This window comes from Candidatus Tisiphia endosymbiont of Dioctria linearis (assembly GCF_964026545.1).
Lineage (GTDB): Bacteria > Pseudomonadota > Alphaproteobacteria > Rickettsiales > Rickettsiaceae > Tisiphia.
This window is the reverse complement of record NZ_OZ032156.1, coordinates 103,270-122,364: the sequence shown is the minus strand read 5'-3', so window position 1 is coordinate 122,364 and position 19,095 is coordinate 103,270. Positions and strand designations below refer to the sequence as shown.

At 32.7% G+C, this 19,095-nt stretch carries 14 protein-coding genes; 3 read left to right on the top strand and 11 right to left on the bottom strand.

Annotation, left to right across the window (positions count from 1 at the left end; all coding sequences use genetic code 11):
• Nucleotides 1-467 precede the first annotated feature (467 nt).
• Both tsaD and gatB read right to left on the bottom strand, forming a co-directional pair.
• Nucleotides 468-1,508 (bottom strand): tRNA (adenosine(37)-N6)-threonylcarbamoyltransferase complex transferase subunit TsaD, encoded by a 1,041-nt coding sequence (tsaD, locus tag AAGD42_RS00605; RefSeq protein WP_341752862.1) that lies wholly within the window; start codon nucleotides 1,506-1,508, stop codon nucleotides 468-470.
• Nucleotides 1,505-2,953, bottom strand: coding sequence for an Asp-tRNA(Asn)/Glu-tRNA(Gln) amidotransferase subunit GatB (gatB, locus tag AAGD42_RS00600; protein WP_341752861.1), 1,449 nt, complete (start codon nucleotides 2,951-2,953; stop codon nucleotides 1,505-1,507). The genes tsaD and gatB overlap by 4 nt, the downstream gene beginning before the upstream one ends.
• A gap of 645 nt (nucleotides 2,954-3,598) precedes the next feature.
• Here gatB and AAGD42_RS00595 point away from each other — a divergent pair.
• The 3 genes from AAGD42_RS00595 (at nucleotide 3,599) to AAGD42_RS00585 (ending at nucleotide 8,772) form a co-directional block, all read left to right on the top strand.
• A complete protein-coding gene (locus AAGD42_RS00595; RefSeq protein ID WP_341752860.1) occupies nucleotides 3,599-6,217 on the top strand; it encodes a hypothetical protein in 2,619 nt (872 codons plus the stop codon).
• A gap of 299 nt (nucleotides 6,218-6,516) precedes the next feature.
• Nucleotides 6,517-6,963 carry a hypothetical protein gene (locus AAGD42_RS00590; protein WP_341752859.1) on the top strand — a complete coding sequence of 149 codons (447 nt, stop codon included), beginning with the start codon at nucleotides 6,517-6,519 and terminating at the stop codon, nucleotides 6,961-6,963.
• 75 nt (nucleotides 6,964-7,038) lie between these two features.
• Nucleotides 7,039-8,772: a tetratricopeptide repeat protein gene (locus tag AAGD42_RS00585; protein ID WP_341752858.1), complete on the top strand. Its 1,734-nt coding sequence runs from the start codon at nucleotides 7,039-7,041 to the stop codon at nucleotides 8,770-8,772.
• A gap of 86 nt (nucleotides 8,773-8,858) precedes the next feature.
• Here the strand turns inward: AAGD42_RS00585 and AAGD42_RS00580 are convergent, their stop codons facing one another.
• From AAGD42_RS00580 to AAGD42_RS00540, 9 genes are all read right to left on the bottom strand, one after another.
• Nucleotides 8,859-10,349, bottom strand: a complete 1,491-nt coding sequence (locus tag AAGD42_RS00580) for a replicative DNA helicase (protein ID WP_341752857.1) — start codon at nucleotides 10,347-10,349, stop codon at nucleotides 8,859-8,861.
• 21 nt (nucleotides 10,350-10,370) lie between these two features.
• Complete coding sequence (gene trxB, locus AAGD42_RS00575; protein WP_341752856.1) at nucleotides 10,371-11,303, bottom strand: thioredoxin-disulfide reductase; 933 nt, start codon at nucleotides 11,301-11,303, stop codon at nucleotides 10,371-10,373.
• Between the two features lie 34 nt (nucleotides 11,304-11,337).
• Nucleotides 11,338-12,216, bottom strand: a complete 879-nt coding sequence (locus AAGD42_RS00570; protein WP_341749551.1) for an alpha/beta fold hydrolase — start codon at nucleotides 12,214-12,216, stop codon at nucleotides 11,338-11,340.
• Between the two features lie 168 nt (nucleotides 12,217-12,384).
• On the bottom strand, nucleotides 12,385-13,314 hold the full coding sequence (locus AAGD42_RS00565) for an AEC family transporter (protein WP_341752855.1): 930 nt from the start codon (nucleotides 13,312-13,314) through the stop codon (nucleotides 12,385-12,387).
• Between the two features lie 91 nt (nucleotides 13,315-13,405).
• The gene (locus AAGD42_RS00560; RefSeq protein ID WP_341752854.1) at nucleotides 13,406-14,266 is read right to left on the bottom strand and encodes a ribonuclease D; all 861 of its coding nucleotides are present in this window, start codon (nucleotides 14,264-14,266) and stop codon (nucleotides 13,406-13,408) included.
• Nucleotides 14,267-14,492: 226 nt separating this feature from the next.
• Nucleotides 14,493-14,771, bottom strand: coding sequence for a Txe/YoeB family addiction module toxin (locus AAGD42_RS00555; protein WP_341749554.1), 279 nt, complete (start codon nucleotides 14,769-14,771; stop codon nucleotides 14,493-14,495).
• Nucleotides 14,765-15,013: a type II toxin-antitoxin system Phd/YefM family antitoxin gene (locus AAGD42_RS00550; RefSeq protein ID WP_341749555.1), complete on the bottom strand. Its 249-nt coding sequence runs from the start codon at nucleotides 15,011-15,013 to the stop codon at nucleotides 14,765-14,767. The genes AAGD42_RS00555 and AAGD42_RS00550 overlap by 7 nt, the downstream gene beginning before the upstream one ends.
• Before the next feature lie 229 nt (nucleotides 15,014-15,242).
• Nucleotides 15,243-17,069, bottom strand: coding sequence for a PAS domain-containing sensor histidine kinase (locus tag AAGD42_RS00545; RefSeq protein WP_341752853.1), 1,827 nt, complete (start codon nucleotides 17,067-17,069; stop codon nucleotides 15,243-15,245).
• Nucleotides 17,070-17,076: 7 nt separating this feature from the next.
• Nucleotides 17,077-19,074, bottom strand: coding sequence for an acetyl/propionyl/methylcrotonyl-CoA carboxylase subunit alpha (locus tag AAGD42_RS00540; protein ID WP_341752852.1), 1,998 nt, complete (start codon nucleotides 19,072-19,074; stop codon nucleotides 17,077-17,079).
• Between the last annotated feature and the right edge of the window lie 21 nt (nucleotides 19,075-19,095).

Genomic DNA, 19,095 nt, shown 5'->3' with positions numbered 1-19,095 from the left:
TAACATCTTCGTCATTGCGAGACCACGTAGTGGTCGTGGCAATCCATTTCTAATCAATGTTTGGATTGCTTCGTCGGGTCATGCCTCCTCGCAATGACACCTAGGATATCTAAAACTTATTCTGATTAGTTACAAAGCTTTCTAAATAATTTATTATAGTAAATTTTATAGTAAGCACAACTAATTTCTGCCAAGAAATTCTAATATAACAACCCGAATAGGCTTTTGATATTGTTATAACTCCTTAAATGTATGTCAGTGAGGAGCTGCTCTGTAACACCCCGTCATTGCGAGCGAACGTATGTGAGCGTGGCAATCCACATTCTGGTGTCATTGCGAGGAGGCGTAAGCTGACAAAGCAATCCATTCCTGACCATTTTTTGGATTGCCGCATCACCGCAAAGCGGCTTCTCGCAATGACGAAGTGTTACAGAGTAGCCTCCTCGCACAATGACGTATATACTTGGCTAGCTATATAAATCCTCTAAGCTCCATTTTGCTCTAGGGCAGAAATCAAGTGAGTTAGTAAGATTATTTTGCAGCCGTTCTAGCCCAGCATAAGCGATCATAGCAGCATTATCGGTGCATAAATGTGCTGGTGGTACTAAAAGTACATATCCTTGTTTTTCTGCTTGATGCTTAAGTATAATTTTCAAATAAGTATTAGCGGCAACTCCACCGGCAAGTACGCAAGTGTTTTGTAGTAATGCCGACTTACCGATAAATTCCTCATACATTTTAAAGCTATTAAGCATTTTTATTGACAAGATTTCTCCAACTACATATTGGAAACAGGCTGCTATATCATTAATTTCTTGACCACCTATAGGTTGTAATTTGGATATTAATATCCGTACTGCTGTCTTTAAACCTGAAAATGACATATCACAGCCAGCTTGATGAATAATAGGCTTTGGCAAAATATACTTAAATGGGTTGCCAAACTTTGCTCTTCTCTCAATTTCTACTCCCCCAGGGAAAGGTAAATTCAGCATTTTAGCTACTTTATCAAAGCATTCTCCTACCGAATCATCGATAGTTTGTCCTAAAATTTTATACTTACCCAACGCTTGAACAGCAACAAACTGGCAATGTCCTCCCGAAACCAACAGTAATAAATAAGGATACTCAGCCTTATTGGTTAATCTGGCAGTAAGTAAATGTCCTTCTAAATGGTTAACTGCAATAAATGGCTTTTTTAAAACGCTAGCAACTGTTCTGCCAAACATTGAGCCAACTATCACCCCACCTATCAAGCCAGGGCCGGAAGTAGCTGCGATTCCATCTATATTAGATAGTTCAAGATGAGTTTCATCTAAAACATACCTAACTGCTTTTTCTAAATTTTGCAAATGTGACCTAGCAGCGATTTCCGGCACCACCCCTTGAAAAGCCTTATGCTCTTGGTGTTGGGAAATAACAATATTTGATAAAATCTCTTTATCTGAGGTAACTATTGCTACGCCAGTATCATCACAACTTGATTCAATACCTAATATTTTAATTATTGTAATTTCTCCTTTAATAAATCATTCACTAGGTTAGGGTTTGCTTTTCCTTCAGTTTTTTTCATTACCTGTCCAATGAAAAAACCAAATAATTTATCTTTACCACTTCTATAAGAATCAACAGAGTCCGGGTTTTCCAACAATATTCTGTCAATTATAGCAGTTAGTATACCACTATCTGACACTTGCACTAAGTCTTTTTCTTCAATAATTTTTTCCGGTTCTTGTCCAGTTTCAAACATAGTTTCAAAAACTACTTTGGCAATTTTGCCGGAAATTACCCCATCTTCTATTAGCTTCACCATTTGAGCAAGCATTTTTGGGGTAATTTTACAGTCACTTAAGCTAATGGAATTTTTATTAAGCTGACCAAATAACTCACTAATAATCCAATTAGCAAGTATCTTTGGATTACATAAGCTAACTGCTGCTTCAAAATAACCTGCCACCTGTTCATCAATTACCAAAACTTCAGCATCATAAGCATTTAAACTATACTCTGTCATATATCTTTGAATTTTTGCATCCGGTAATTCTGGTAGCTCTTGAGCTAATTGTTCTATTAGCTCCTCAGATATAACTATTGGCAATAAATCTGGGTCAGGGAAATATCGATAATCATGAGCTTCTTCTTTTAGACGCATCGTTCTAGTCTCCCCAGTATCTCCATCAAATAATCTAGTTTCCTGTATTATTGTCTGCCCATCTTCAATTAAATTTACTTGCCTATTTGCTTCAAACTCTATTGCTCGCATGATATTACGAATCGAATTGATATTCTTGATCTCACACCTTGTGCCAAGTGGAGCCCCAGGAAGCCTAACCGAAATATTAGCATCACAACGTAATGAGCCTTTTTCCATATCACCATCACAACTTCCTATATATCTTAACAAAGTCCTGAGTTTACGAACAAATGCTGCTGCATCTTCCGGCGAATCAAGGTCTGGCTCAGTAACAATCTCCATTAATCCTACACCAGAACGGTTTAAATCAATGAAGCTATAATGAGCTGATTGATCATGAATGGACTTACCAGCATCTTGTTCTAAATGCAAACGATTAATTCTAATTCTTTTGGTTGTTTTCTGTTCAGTTACTATATCCAAATAGCCCTCTTGGACAATTGGATGATAAAATTGGGAAATTTGATAACCCTGCGGTAGATCAGGATAAAAGTAATTTTTACGATCAAATCTTGAATTAAGATTAATTTTCGCATTAAGTCCAAGACCAGTTTTAATTGCCTGATGAACACAATATTCATTTAACATTGGTAACATTCCAGGCATTGCTGCATCAATCAAAGATACTTGTGAATTAGGGGGAGCGGCAAATTCGTTAGAACTACCAGAGAAAAGTTTGGATTTTGAAGAAATTTGGGCATGTATCTCAACGCCTATCACATATTGCCATTTACCTGTATTACCAATAATATAAGCCATTTAAAATCTCTTTAAGTTTAGTATTAATATAACTTTTACCCAACATCATTAGCCGTCATTGCGAGGAAATCGTAAGCTGACGAAGAGCAATCCATATGATGAGCCTCATAGATTGCCACTCTCACGTACGTTCGCTCGCAATGACGTATGTGAATTTGGTACAATGCTAATCGGATTAACTGCACATAAGTGTTTATCATATTTTCAATAAAAATTGTAGTTTTTTATAATTTTTATTTTCTGGAGGATAACGAAGCAGTTTACAAAAAATATTGAAATTTAATTACTTTTTCTCTTAGTGGAAGAAAGTTTTGATATACACTGTAAATCACTTGAATAATTTAGATTTTGCAAAAATATCATAAATTACAGAAAAGTTACTAATTATTGTCTATATTTTAAGAAAAAGTGTTTAATATTACTTGATTATTACTTACAAATCTGTCTTAATTTAAATAATAGGTTCCTTGTATAGCTTTATTGAAAGAGAAATTTGGAAAAAAAATTAAGCAAAGAACTTCCACTAATAAAATATTTAGTATGATTTTTTGCTTAATTTTGACAACAAAATTACCTTACAATTAGTAAAGTTATGCAAAAATCTGTTACTAAATAATAATTATAATGAATATATGAGAGGATATTATGTCTAAGACCCAAAATGAGAACAATGATAGCGTAGACTCAGATTCTATAACATTCAAAATAGAAGGCTTGATTAACAGGCTTAATCGTCTCCAAAAGATTGGTGATATAGCTATAGTTAACACCCCTCTAGACAACTATTCAGACGCCCTGAAGGAATATAACGCACTTAAGTACAAGGCAACACACACCAAGCAATTTTCATCCCCTGCTGACAAAGCCGCATTTTTGTCTGACTTAAACAAGTGTCAAGCCATTATTGCCTTCCGAGCAGGTCAAGACGCAAGTACATATTTAAAGGCGTGGGAGAAAAATACTAGTACTAATGCAGATGACTTTATGACAGGGCTACAAACAATCCTTGAAGGTCGTATTAAATTTCTTCAAGAAAATGGCAATATAACAAAAATTAATGAGCCTCTTGATTCATCGGAATATAAATCAAGTAAGAGCATATATGATAGTTTAGTTAAAACTATCAAGGACTATTCGCTTTCAGATAAGATCAAAACAAAACTATCTTTTGACTTAAACAAGTGTCAAGCTATTAGTGCTGTCCGAGTAGGTAAGAAGGAAGATGTACTTAAATACTTATTAGATATGCGTACAGCAGATAGGCTTAACACAGATAAATTTATATTGGAACTAGAACCATCAGCTAAAAAATATGCAGAAATGAAGAAAAATGGACAAATTGTTAACGATGAATATCTTGAACTATACAGCTATTTACAAGAAACTGTTCGGACAAAAGTGGAATCACATTTAAAAAATAAAAAATATACAGAGGCTTATAATGAGACGATGTATTTACGGGAAAAGGGCAATAGTCTTAAGGTATTTAAGTTATACTTAAACTGTATAGAAGAAGATGACTCCTTTGAGAGTTTACAAAACAAAGCAGATGCATACATAAAAGCTTTTAATGAGTTTAAATTAAAAATTTCTTCATCCCAAATTCCTGAAGGTAATAAAACTATTTGTGGTATGTATAAAGATTTACAAACTGCATTGCAAAATATATCTGATAAAATTGTATTTACTAAAAATACTGAAAATACTAAAAGTGCTGATTATATACTCAAGAATAACTGCAATACTCTTGCTGCAGAAGCTGGGACTCTTGCTGAACAATATACCCCTAAACAAAAACAGGAAGAGGCGCAGGAAAAGGCACAGGTATCTCCAACTGTTACTTTAACTCCGGCACAACAAAAAGTACAAAAAGAACTTAAGGTACTGGAAAAGGCAAAAGTAAAACTTGGTGCGAAACTTGTTAATACTCAAGCTAAGGCTGAAGTAATCAATGTAGAAACCCAATTTAACACTGAACTAGAAGCCGCAACAGCTAAACTTACGGCTGAACTCGCAGCTCAAAAAAATCAACAACTAGCCCAAATCGAAGATGAAAAAACTAAACAACTAGCGACATTACACGATCAAGGTCCATATAAAGCCAGTGCTCCTCTTCTTTCAGATTTGCCTCCTTCGGTAAAGGCAACTCAAGGTCAAGGTTCATCTGTTAAAGAAGAAACTACAGCCAGTGACTCTCTTCTTTCAGATTTGCCTCCATATGAGTCTGTTGTCACGAATCCTGTCTCCAATAAGCCTGTCTCCAATAGCAACCTATATCCGGATCCTTTTAAAGTAGCAGCCGATATCGCCGCCATTGAGACTGCTGCCGCTGAGGTTCTTAAAACAACTATACTAGAAAATGTAAAGGAGTTTATTACTTCAAGCAAAACAGATACTATGAAGCAAATTATAGTAGATTGTGATAATGCTATTAAGAAAGGCATTAATGTATATGAAACCGTTAATGATGTAAAAACTTTGGAGGTCTTAGCTTCTGGATTTTTATCTTTAAACAACCAAGAAAAAGCTGAAGAAATTTGTGGTAAAATTGCTACAATATCTCCAGAGGCATATAGGGGCATTAGGGATAATAAAGTTTTGAGTTTATTAGCTAAGAAATATAGTGAACTAGAGCTTTATAATAGTTGTATTGAATCTTGTAAAAATTTAAGGGCAACTTCTGAAGAGAATTATCAGTTATTAAAAACAATAGCAGAAAAAACAACAGATACAGATATACAGCTTGCTGCTCTTACTGCTGCTAAAAGTAAAACGGACAACCTTAAACAGCAAGCTGAACTCTTTCTATCTAAAGGTAAGATTCTCTTGTCTTTAGGAAAGAAGGAGCAAGCTTCAAATGAGTTTGGGGAGGCTGCTGCTTATAATCATGATATATATAAAGATGTTGCTGAGGAAACTTTAAAGTCCCTATATGAATCAGGTAATCATGAAGTAGGGTATTGGTACTTATCTAAGACACACAATTTTAACCATAAGAATCCAAGCATTGCTAAAAAATTAGTAGAATTTTCCCACTATGTGAACTTAGTCCACGGTGTTCAAGGAGAGGTAGCATGTTTTATAAAAGCTTACCTTTGTGCACCCAATGCAGCTGCATTAGTAAAAGTTCAAAATGATTTATCTATAATGACCTCCATACCTTACGCAGCTGACTATTACAAAAATTATTGTGCAGTTCGTGACACAGCCCAGATAGAGACGTATCTCCAAGGTATTGTTCCGGTGATTGATGAGCATATGTAGAAAAACAGCTATGTCATCCCACCTAGGCGGGAATGATGCTTAGTCGGCTATACCTCCTCGCAATGACGATTTTAGCTTCCAACGTCATTGCGAGACTACGTAGTAGTCGAAGCAATCCATAAAAACAACAAAAAAAAATGGATTGCTTCGTTGGCTCATGTCTCCTCGTAATGACACGGTTATTTTTCCGTAACTTTTAAACTGCCATGATGCCCTCTAAAACCTTTCTACCTTCTAACTTTTGACAGTTGTGGGGTATGTGTAAGGTAAGTAAATAAATACAAAAAAAAAAGAATAAAATGAATAAATATTTTATAATATTAATGTTATTAATAATACCGCATACTTCATTTGCTCAACAACAAATATTTAATTTTGTGACACCAGTTAGTTATTTTGTCAACCATGTCAAACAACTAAATCTACTCAAGAATAATTTAACTAAATACAGACAAACAAGCATAGTAGGCACCAGTGGTATGGGGAAAACACAACTTACTAGAATGTATTGTTATGAGAATCAAAATAATTACAAACTTATTTGGTTTATTGACTGTAATTTAGATATTAATGAAGAGTTGCTAAAGCTAGCAAAAGCTATTAATAGTACTGATAAATCTAATCTAATATTATCAGAAGATATAACATTAATACGAAAAGAAATAATGAACTATTTATTGAATCAAGATAAATGGTTGTTGGTATTCGATAACTTAAAGATAAGTGAAAATAAAAAAGTTCAATAGTTCGTTGATTGGGAACATAATGGACAGGTTATATTTTGTTCCCAAGATAGTGAAATATTACCTAATATAATCAAAATGACTGTCTTTGAAAAAAGTGAAGCCATTATTCTAGCTAATAATCTTCTAGAAAATAACGATATCAAATTAGCAAAATTCTTGAGCAAAGAATTTGCTGGTTATCCTATCATGATAGTACAAGGTGCACAATTATTAAACAATGTACAAGGTTTAGGTAAAAAAGAGTATAAGGAAAAGATACACCAATCAACAGACAAAATTAAATTAAATATTACATTAGTTATCAATGAGTTAAAGCCAAGTGCTAAAAAATTACTAAATAGAATAGCCTTAATAAATAATCAAGGTTTCTCGAAAGAACTTTTAAAAATTATTACGGATAATCAAAATACTCTTGATGATGATCTCTATCAATTATCTAAATTTGCTTTAATATCTAACATTGAGCTACATGAAATTAATCCGATCTTTGAAATGCACGATGTTATTGCTCAGAAAATATCTGAGAGTGCTAGTAATAATAAAGCCTATTTAGAAGATATCATTACTAAATTAGTTGGATATGTGCCAAAGAGTGTAATAAAATCCCGTATTTTTAGAAGCGCTAAAACTATGGAAGAAAATTTTGAAATAATTTTAAGAAATTCAAAAAAATATAATTTAAGTATATATAAACTTATGCAACTTAATAGTCAATTGGCAACTCAATATAATAATTCTCTTAATTATTATAAGCTAGAGAAAAATATTCAGTGGTTTAATAAAATTAATCAACAAGGAAAATTTAAATTATGGTTAATGAGCAATGACGAGAAATATACATATCTAAAATATATGCAAAAAATAGGTGCGTATTATGCGAATTATCTTAACTATAGGATGGCAATAAAATATTTTATAAAAGCGAAAGAAATATTTTATAATAGTAATGTAAAAGGTTATGAAGTTTCAAAATGGACTTTATTCTATAATATAATGATATCTAATCTTGCATTAGGACAGGTTCAAGAAGCAGAAAAAGATATTCAAATTATAGAACAAATGTTTAATGAAGGTTTAATAGATAAAAGTGATTTAGGTTGTATACATCATGGTAAGTCAAGGTTATTCTTAGTACAAGGAAAATATACTGAATCATTAGAACAAAATAATAAAGCTATAGAAACATTTATTAAAAGTGGATTAGATACTGATGACCTAATTCTTATGTATACTTATATAGCTAAAGCATTAATATTGAATTATCTTAAAGAATACCCAAAAGCATATGCTCAACTTAAACAAGTATATAATTTGTTTAAAACTTACAAAATACAGTCTCTTGAAATACTTGGTACTATTTATGCCGAGATGGCAAGAAGTGAATTAGGACTGAATAAGCTAGACCAAACCTCATATCATGTTAAACAGGCTATCTCTATATTTTTAACCGATGAGCGTAGAAATCCTAAAGATGCAGATTATTCAGAAGATATAGGTCTAGCACTGAGCTACGTAATACAAGGTAATATTTTGTTTGCTCAAGATAAGATAAAAGAAGCAATAGAATCATATAATAAAGCTTACAGCATATATTATTATGTATATAGAGATAATCGTAAAAATGTGGCACAAGTTAGTGAGTTGTATAGTCAAGGAGCTAAAGCATCATGTAAAGCAAGAAACTTATTTAGTTATAAATTTTTTGGTAAGTCTCAAGTGAAGGAGTTTGGGATAAATCATCCTAATACTGTATCTATGTTCAAGTATTGTAAAAAATATAATATGGGTTTATGGGCAGAAGAACAGTAAAAGCGGCTCCTCGCAATGACATTTTATACTTTAAATTTTGTTCACAGAGCCTAGTCTCAGTACTAACATCAAAGATTTTTAGCCCTTTATTTCCCAAGTAGTTTTTTTTGTAAATTACCAAATTTTGAATGCTGACTATCATAGTGAAGATGAACATTGCCAACAGGACCATTACGATGTTTCGCTATTATAATATCCGCAACATTATATACTTGATTTAACTTACTTAACCACTCTGCATGTTTTGCATCACCCGCCGAAGGTTCTTTACGGGTTAAGTAATATTCTTCCCGATAAATAAACATTACTATATCAGAATCTTGTTCAATAGACCCAGATTCCCGTAAGTCCGACAACATCGGCTTTTTATCTTCTCTAAGTTCGACAGCTCTAGATAATTGTGATAAAGCAATTACAGGAATATTTAATTCTTTGGCTATAGCTTTTAACCCTTGAGTAATTTCTGAAATTTCATTTACCCTATTCTCTGATTTGTTTATTCCTCTAATTAACTGCAGATAATCTATAAATAATATACCAAGATTATGCTTACGCTTCATTTTTCTAGCCCTAGTACGAATAGCAGCAATAGATAAAGCCGGTGTATCATCAATAAAAAATGGTAGGTCAGAAAGGGTTGTAACTTCTCTGCGTAATCGATTATAATTCTCTTCCGTCACATGACCTGACCGAAGAGCAGATGAATTAATTTCAGTATGCATTGACAGAATACGAGTAGTAAGTTGCTCAGATGACATTTCAAGAGAGAAAAATCCTACTGATTGACCTTCTGTTTCTTGTTCATTATTTTTTTGCTGTAGAACTTTACAACTATTTACTGCAAGATTTATAGCAAAAGCTGTTTTCCCCATTGATGGACGCCCAGCAATAATAACTAAATCTGAGTTATGAAAACCTGATAATTTTTCATCTAAATCAATTAAGCCGGTAGAAATACCTATTACATGATTAGAATTCTTCATTGCCCTGTTAATACTGGCAAGAGACTCTGAGAGAGATAGCCCAATTTTAACAAAGCTCTTATCATTCACTCCTTCACTAGCAAGGTTATAAAGCTTACCTTCTGCATGTTCTATTTGCTGACTTGAATCATATTCTAAAGAAGCATCATAAGCATTATTAACTACCTCTTCCCCTATCTGAATTAAATTACGCCTTATTGCCAAATCATAGATTATTTTTCCATAATCTAGAGGATTAATTACCATCATTGACAGAGTGACTAATTTATTTAAATAGTCACTACCACCTAATTGCTGAAATAATTCATCTTTTTCTAACATGCTTCTAAGCGTTATTGGAGTAGCGATTAAGCCTTTTTCTGTGATAACTTCAATAGAATTATAGATTTTTTGATGTAGTGGCTCAAAAAAATGATTTGGTCTTAGGAATTCTGAAACAATATTGTAGTAATCATGGTTAACTAAAATCGCTCCTATTAACATTTGCTCAGCTTGAACGTTTTCCGGTAAAGTTCGAGCAACAGGCATGACTATACCTGACTCATTCGAGCCGCTTAACTTATCTGCTTTATCAATCGCTTTACTGCGAGCCATAATTTTTTCTTATGTTTAGGTCTAATTATTTAAAAACTTTTCTGCTTCTAAAGCTGCCATACACCCAGTACCAGCAGCAGTAACTGCTTGTCTAAAAATTTTATCTTGTACATCTCCAGCGGCAAAAACACCTTTAATACTGGTTTCCGTTGAATTTGGTTTAGTAATAATATAATTATCACTATCTATATCTAGTTGTCCTTTGAACAAACTAGTATTTGGCATATGTCCAATCGCTATGAATATACCAGTACAGTCAATTGAGCTAACCTCACCTGTTTGGGTATTTTCTAGCCTAGCTGAGCTAACTGATTTAGGATTATCAGTACCGATAACTTCAATCAGCTTATGATTCCAAACGACAGATATTTTAGGATTTTTAAATAATCTGTCTTGTAAAATTTTCTCGGCTCTAAAACTATCCCCACGATGCACAATAGTCACCTGACATGCATGATTGGTTAAATATAACGCCTCTTCAACAGCACTATTACCTCCACCAATAACTAATACGTGCTGATTTTTAAAAAAGAAACCATCGCAAGTGGCACAAGCTGAGACCCCACATCCTTTGAATTGTCCTTCGGAAGGAATATTAAGCCATTTGGCTTCCGCCCCGGTACATATTATAAGACTATCCGCCCAGTAAATTATACCAGATCCAGTGGTCACCACTAAGGGTTTTTTTGATAAATCTACCTTTTCTACATAATCGTAGATAATTTCTGCCCCAACATTTTTTGCCTGCTGAGTCATTTGCTCCATTAACCAAGGACCTTGAACCGGATCAGCAAAACCTGGATAATTTTCAACATCTGTCGTAATGGTTAGCTGTCCGCCTGGCTGCATACCATGTAATAATATCGGATTTAGTGCTGCCCTAGCTGTATAGATTGCCGCACTTAAGCCAGCAGGACCTGAACCTATAATAAGTACTTTAGTAGAAATAGTCATAATTAATATCCTTGTCAAAAATCATTTAGCCAGGTCATTTAGCCAAGCCATCTAACCAGAATTTTATATAGTTAATTTGATCACTAGTCATTAACGAAGGTACATGACCAGCATAATCAACAACAAAAAGTTCCAGCTCTTTATTTTTTTTCATTTGTTCAATAGTAGATTGTTGTAAAATATCAGACTTAGCTCCATGGATAACCAATAATTTACAAATAATTTTATTCCATATAGCCCACATATCAACATTTTTTTGCTTACTCGCATTAGCACTCATACCATGTACTATGTCAGGATCATAATTCATTTTATATTTTCCATCTTGAGTCTTTATAAAACTATATTTGGTAAGATAATCCCAATCTTCCTCACTACTAATACCAAATTGGCTATATATTAGCTTTAAATGTTGCTTGGCACTAGCTAAATCAACAAATAAGGGTACTTGGCCTGCATATAGACCAATTTTAACTAAAGGGGATGACGGAATAAAAGGACCTATATCATTGATAATCATGGCTTTGATAAGTTTGTTATATCGACTAGCTAGAACCATACCAATTATTCCACCCATGGAACTACCAAGCCAAATACAGTTCTTAATAGCTAACTTCCTTAGAAAAAGTACTGTATCTTTTATATATACTGGATAGTTATAATGCTCTTTCTTTTTAAAAACATCACTATTTCCACGCCCTGGATAATCTATAGCAATTACTCGAAATTTATCACTTAATGCCATAGCAATTTTATCAAAATCATGAGCATTTCTAGTCAAGCCATGGGCACAGACTATGACATTTTTATTATTAGGGTTGCCAAATTCAAGATAAGCCAGCTTATGAGATGGGATATATTGTGAGCCAAACCAATTAATATACGGTCCAACTTGGATGAATTTTTGTATCATTTCATTTCTAATTTTTTTACGTCATTGCGAGCCACCGTAGGTGGCGTGGCAATCTATTGACTTCTCAGTTTTCCTTGGATTGCTTCGTCGACCTAAGGTCTCCTCGCAATGACGGTTTCTCAATTGACGAAGCAATCAATTTTTAATCACTTTCTTATATTTAAATAATTAATTCAAATCGCTTAAAAATATACTTACCATAAATGGTATATATATTACACTAAAAATTAGTGAAAGAAATACTGTAGTAGCAACTTTTTCTGGATGGAATTTTTGTAGACTTGCTATAACAATCAGATTGGCTGCCATAGGGGCAGTGGCAAGAAGCCTAAAAGCATTGTAATAATTCTCATCATACCATCCTAAAACAAATTTATCTAAAAGGATAAATAAGTTAATTCCTATTGGATAAAATAGAAATTTTGCCATAAAAGTGGCAACAGTAAACTTTATGTCTATTTCAAATTTTTGCAAAGTTGAAAGAGCTAAACCAACCATAACCATACCAAGTATAGAAAATGACCCTCGCATATTATATATAAAATCATCTAAAAAATCAGGTAAAGTAAAGCCAGCGAAACTAAATAAACAACCAAGTAAAAAACCATTTAAAATTGGTAGCTTTACAACTTTCAAGATACTTTCACTACTATTGGCAAAACTTCTGGCACAAATATAAAATCCCACAGAGCATTCAAAAATATTTACACCTATAACTGCCATCATATAGATACTTAAAACATAATCATCAAAGAGAGCAGCAGCTATTGGTAGCATAAAATAACCACCATTAGCGGTACCGGCAGATAATGCTATAATGTTTCGTGTATGATCAAACCAATATCGTCCAAAAAAATAGTAGGAAAATATTGATAAGGAAGTAGCAATAAAAAAAATAACTACAGTAACGCTTAATGATGATAAAGTTAAAGTAGTACTGGCAGGAATAGCAAAAAAAACAATAGGAGATATAAAATAGAATAACAACGAAGCTATACTATCTCTTTCAACTTTAGAATATCTTCCTGCTAGGAAACCAATTACTACGCTCAGTAAGACAGAAATGGTTTTAAAAAAAACTATACTAAATATTGCCATGCAATAAAGCCAGAATATATAAGATTCCTGTTTTAGTCAACCTTTGAGAAAATAGCAATTTTATTTTACAATTAATATAAATAAAGTGTCTTTATTCACCTAATTCTTGTATTGCAAGACACAGATCTGCTAATTGAGTTCTATATTTTTGCTTACTAAGGTAGCGACCATTTAGTTTAAGATTTTCAAAATCTTTGTTACTGGTCGGTAAATGTTGACAAATCTTTACTAATTCCTCATCACTAATAAAATGTCTCCTTGGTAAATCTATGGTACTTGCTTGTTCTTCCCGATAAGCTGCCATAATTTTCATTTTATTAATAAAAAACTCTGAATGATTATAGAATCTGACTTTTTGCCAAGCCTTTTGTGTATCAACAATATAATTTTTAATATTAAGCAAAGATTTTATTTGTTCGTCATATTCATTTTGCAGATTATTATTTTGGATTATTGATTGTAATATTTTGTAAATCGGTTCTAAATATTCAACATCTTTAATAGCATAATCTAGCAGATTAGTACTAAGGGGGCGTTTTAACCAATCAGATCTTTGGTAAGTTTTATCAATATGAACGAAGCAAATTTTACTGCATATATCCGAATAACTTAAATGTTTACCAAAATCACAAATACCAGCAGCAATTTGTATGTCAAAAACATTTCTTGGCAATTTCTTAAATAAATGATAAAATATCTCAAAATCCTCTCTAGGAGCGTGAACTATTTTAAGAATTTTCTCGTTCAAAAATATTTCGTTAAGAGGCAAAAGATCCAAATCACATAAAGTGTCAATTATCACTTTGTGACTACTAGTCATGATTTGTATTATGCTAAGCTGAGCAAAATAAGTATTCTTACGCAAAAATTCAGTATCAACACTTATAGTCTTACAATCCAATAACTGCCGACAAAATTCGTTTAATATTTTTTGATTATCAATAATCAGCATTTTTGAAGTATTAGTAATTAAATTGCTCCTAATCTAACGGATTTAGCCATACGCTCATGGTTATAGTAAAAATAGCTTAACAGTTTTACAGCACTTTGTCAAATAATGGAATCCTTAAGAAAGTTCAGACTATCAAATGTACTTCTTAATATGGGAATGTAAGATCTAATATTATTATAAATTTTATAGTCTTGTACTTTCATTTGTTATCCATTCGAGATATATTTTAATTTTCGTAATGACTCCACATTCTGAGTACTTTTACTATTTGCATATTCTCATCTATCTCATAAACTAACCGATGTTGTAAATTAATTCTTCTCGAATATTTATTTACTAGATCCCCCAACAATTTTTTATAAGGCGGGGATATTTGCAAAGGATTAACACTTAGTATTTGGCATAATTTCCTTGCTTTATCTTCTAAATTAGCCGCTTTTAATTTTGCAATATCTTTTTGGGCAGCTTTAGATAACACTACCTTATATTGTACTAAATCTACCATTCTACTTCAGTATAATCTTTGCATTCTTCTATAGGCTCTCTACTAGCTTGTAAAATAGACTCTCTCATATTAGGAATTGATAACAAATATAAAGTTTCTTGCATAGAAGCATAATCTTCTTCCGATAATATCACAGCATTATTACGTTTTCCTTTTATATATATGGGTTCATGCGTTTTGTGAATTTCATCAATTAGTTTAAATAATTTCGATCTTGCAATAGTTGCTGAATAAATAAACATAGTAGATACCTCATAGAATATAAATACTAGAAAGTACCACTTTACGTACACACTGTAAAGGCAATTTTTTATTGAGAGTTCACGGAAAAAAGCTGAAGTACAAAACGTCATTGCGAGACCATGTAATGGTCGAAGTAATCCATTATTCTTGGATTGCATCAATGCTACTAAAGTAGCTCCTCGCTAACAGACGTCTTGTACTTTAACTTTTTTCCGTAAACTCTCACTATTATAAAATATTCTGCTTCGAATTATTAGTCTTTAATTTTAATTCATCAAGGTTGAACGTTATATTGATAATGGCACCACCTTCTAACCTATTTGCTAACTCTAGTGTTGCACAATGATCTTGTGCTATTTTTTTGATAATAGCCAATCCCAAACCTGTTCCCTTAGATCTAGTTGTTATATAAGGTTCTGTAGCTCTATCAATTAAATTTTCTTGAAAACCTACCCCATTATCATCTACTGTAATAATAATCTGATGGTCAGATTTAGCTATAGAAACAATAATAACCCCTTGAATCCCTATAGATTCTTCGGCATTCTTTAATAAATTAACCATAATTTGATTAATTTGAGTTGTGTCACAAATAAAATCTATATGCTGATCAGTTGTGATAAATTTATATAATATTTTATCATTAATTAATTTTCGGGATTCAACCATATTTTTTATCAGAATTACTAGATCACAATCCGTAAATACTGGAGCTGGTAATCTTGCAAAATTAACAAATTCAGAGACAATCTTCTTAATATCATCAGTATGACGTACAATCATCTGTATGTATTTATTAAACTCTGCTTTATCTTCAACTTGATTACCGAATTTTCTAAATAATCTTTCGGAGGCAAGGTGAATGGGGGTCAAAGGGTTCTTGATCTCATGAGCTACTTTCCTTGCAACATCAGACCAAGCAAGTGCACGCTGAGCTATAACTAAATCTCTTTGTTGACGATCAATCTGTTTAACCATCCTATTAAAAACTGAAGATAAAACGCTTATTTCATCTTTATTAATAACATCTTCTGGCACTTGGATAGTTAAGTCACCGTCTTTAACTTTTTCAGCAGCAATTACTAATTTCCTAATAGGGGTTACTATTTTTATAGCAAAGATCATCCCCCAACTTATTGCAGCTAATAGTAATAATAAAGCAATAAAAATAAATACTATAGAAAATTTGATCTGCATACTGGATATATGTTTTTTAAGACGATAATATTCTTCAGCTGCACCACTAGTTTTATTAATATGATCGGTAATTTTAGCATCAATCAACCTACCTACCAACAAATATATATCATTCTGATCCTTAAGTTTTATAAGCATTCGAATCTTTGTTGGATCCGATTTTATCTCAACAATTTCTCCTATCTCAGCTCTTTTCATTAAATGAGCTGGAATAGTAGCAAATGAAGTTGCAAAGCTTAAGAATGTGTTAGCAATAACAGTATTAGTAGGTTTATGTAAAACTATAACTTCATCAAGAGAACGCATCTCAGCTTCAGAATTTAATGTATCATTAAATAAAATGGGGTTATGTATCAAGTCATAATACATTTCATTTAAATCATAAGCGACAGATAACGTCGTTTCTCGCAATTGTAGTTTATGTTCATTGATATAAGATTCTGCTACTATTATTGATTGATCAAGCACAGCAGAAATCTTTTTATCGAACCACGATTGAATACCAAAGTTAAAAAAATATGCTGAAAATACTGAAACAATAATCGTTGGAATTGTAGCAACCAAACTAAAAGCAATGATGATACGATTTTGCAATTTTGAAGATTTCTCAACATCTCCTTTATCAACAAAATCTCGTAAAAATTTGCGAGCTAATAAAATGCCTAAAAGTAAGAATATAGTAAGATCTACTAATATCAGCCCGATAACTCTACTTGGGTCTGGACCAAGAGACTTTGGCTCAATTGAAATCACATAATAAGTTGAGTAAGCCAATATGACGGCTACAATTATTAGAACAAATAGTAATTTACCGCTATCACAATATTTCCTAAGATTTTGATAAAAGTGATTCAACATTTTTAACCTAAACGAACTCTAGTAATACTTGACCACTAACCACCAGCTCCTTTTCATTAACTAGGATTTTAGCAATTTTCCCATTACGCTCAGCAACAAGTATATTTTCCATTTTCATAGCAGTTAAAACCATAATCTCTTGACCAACAATTACCTCACTACCTTCTTGAACCCTAATTGCAATAATTTGTCCTGCAAGCGGAGCTTGCAATTCTGTTTGCTCTTCTTGGATATTTTTGGTAATCATCAACGCTTCTAGTTCAGACATCCTTGGAGAACGGACATAAGCTTTAACAGTAATGCCTGAATGCGATAACATATAACCTGTTACGATATTTTGAATTTTTATATTGGCTTTTCTACCATTTACAATACAGGAAAAGAGTCTACTACCTAAGTTCCAATTACTACGTATGTAGATTCTATCATTTTCTTGTCTTATATTATAACCATAATCTACTGGTGTAATTAAAACTGGAAATAGTTTATCATCAATTGATACAACCCATCTAGTGCCAATTTTATGAGTTTGATCGATTATTTGACCAGAAATTAATGAGGCACGTTTTTGCTCGGTAATATAAACAAAAATGGCTGTAGCGAGGAATATTTTAGTAATTTCAGAAGTTAAACTTGCTCCAGAAAAACCATCTGGATATTCTTCTTCGATAAACGCGGTATTTATATCACCTGCTATAAAGCGAGGATGTGATATTACCGCTTCCAAAAAACTAATATTATGAGAAATGCCTTGTATTATGTAAGAACTTAAAGCAGAACGCATAACTTCAATAGCTTGCTTTCTAGTTTCTCCATAAGTACAAAGTTTGGCAATCATTGGATCATAAAACATACTGACTTCTCCTCCAAGCCCTAAACCAGTATCCACACGAATATTAGCATTTTTTGGCGGTTCTGAATATTCAGTAATTCTACCACTAGATGGCAAAAATCCACGCATTGGGTTTTCTGCACAAATTCTCGATTCAAATGCATGCCCCTTTAATTTTATATCTTCTTGAGAAAATGATAATTTTTCACCAGCCGCTATTTTTATCATCTCTTCTACTATATCAATACCAGTTATCAGCTCAGTTACTGGATGCTCAACTTGTAGTCTAGTATTCATTTCAAGAAAATAAAAATTCTTATCTAAATCAACTATAAATTCAACTGTACCGGCAGAGTAATAACCTACTTTACTAGATAAAGCTATGGTTTCTTTATACATTTTTTGTCGTATTTCCTCAGTAATAAAGGAACTTGGGGCTTCTTCAATCACTTTTTGATGATAACGCTGAATTGAACATTCTCGCTCACCAAGACAAACACTATTACCATACTGATCAGCTAATAATTGAATCTCAATATGCCTTGGGGACTTAATTAATTTCTCAATGAATAATCTACCATCACTAAAATTATTTACTGCCTCAAGCTTAGCTGATTCAAAGGCATTAGCCATTTCTTCAGAGTTTTTCACCACTCTCATTCCACGACCGCCACCGCCAGCTGTTGCCTTAACTATAATAGGGAAACCTATTCCTTCTGCAATTTCTATTGCCTGATTTATACTGCTGATAGTACCCATATAACCAGGAACTGTGCTAACTCCTGCTTCTACAGCGATTTTTTTTGCTTCAATCTTATCGCCCATTTTCTTAATGGCAGAAGCATTTGGACCTATTAAGGCAACCCCTTCCCTTTTTAAAATATTTGCAAAATTTGAATTTTCCGATAGAAACCCATATCCTGGATGCACCGCCGAAGCTCCACTCGCTCTAATAGCATTTATAATATTTTTAATCGACAAATAACTTTCAGTAGCAGGGGAATTGCCAATATAATAAGATTCATCAGCATATTGTACATGCATTGAATGTGTATCGGTTTCAGAATATACTGCAACTGATGTAATACCCATCTTTTTTAGTGTTCGCATTATTCTTAAAGCTATTTCACCACGATTGGCGATTAAAATTTTATCAAATAATGGTTTAGTCATAAAATCTCGTACTTAAATAAT

Excerpts from the sequence above, each read along its gene's own strand:
- AAGD42_RS00560 (WP_341752854.1), bottom strand. The coding sequence starts at position 14,266 with ATGCTGATTATTGATAATCAAAAAATATTAAACGAATTTTGTCGGCAG.
- AAGD42_RS00595 (WP_341752860.1), top strand. The coding sequence starts at position 3,599 with ATGTCTAAGACCCAAAATGAGAACAATGATAGCGTAGACTCAGATTCT.
- AAGD42_RS00550 (WP_341749555.1), bottom strand. The coding sequence starts at position 15,013 with ATGTTTATTTATTCAGCAACTATTGCAAGATCGAAATTATTTAAACTA.
- AAGD42_RS00565 (WP_341752855.1), bottom strand. The coding sequence starts at position 13,314 with ATGGCAATATTTAGTATAGTTTTTTTTAAAACCATTTCTGTCTTACTG.
- AAGD42_RS00555 (WP_341749554.1), bottom strand. The coding sequence starts at position 14,771 with ATGGTAGATTTAGTACAATATAAGGTAGTGTTATCTAAAGCTGCCCAA.
- AAGD42_RS00570 (WP_341749551.1), bottom strand. The coding sequence starts at position 12,216 with ATGATACAAAAATTCATCCAAGTTGGACCGTATATTAATTGGTTTGGC.
- gatB (WP_341752861.1), bottom strand. The coding sequence starts at position 2,953 with ATGGCTTATATTATTGGTAATACAGGTAAATGGCAATATGTGATAGGC.
- AAGD42_RS00545 (WP_341752853.1), bottom strand. The coding sequence starts at position 17,069 with ATGTTGAATCACTTTTATCAAAATCTTAGGAAATATTGTGATAGCGGT.
- AAGD42_RS00585 (WP_341752858.1), top strand. The coding sequence starts at position 7,039 with ATGACTGTCTTTGAAAAAAGTGAAGCCATTATTCTAGCTAATAATCTT.
- AAGD42_RS00590 (WP_341752859.1), top strand. The coding sequence starts at position 6,517 with ATGAATAAATATTTTATAATATTAATGTTATTAATAATACCGCATACT.
- AAGD42_RS00540 (WP_341752852.1), bottom strand. The coding sequence starts at position 19,074 with ATGACTAAACCATTATTTGATAAAATTTTAATCGCCAATCGTGGTGAA.
- trxB (WP_341752856.1), bottom strand. The coding sequence starts at position 11,303 with ATGACTATTTCTACTAAAGTACTTATTATAGGTTCAGGTCCTGCTGGC.
- AAGD42_RS00580 (WP_341752857.1), bottom strand. The coding sequence starts at position 10,349 with ATGGCTCGCAGTAAAGCGATTGATAAAGCAGATAAGTTAAGCGGCTCG.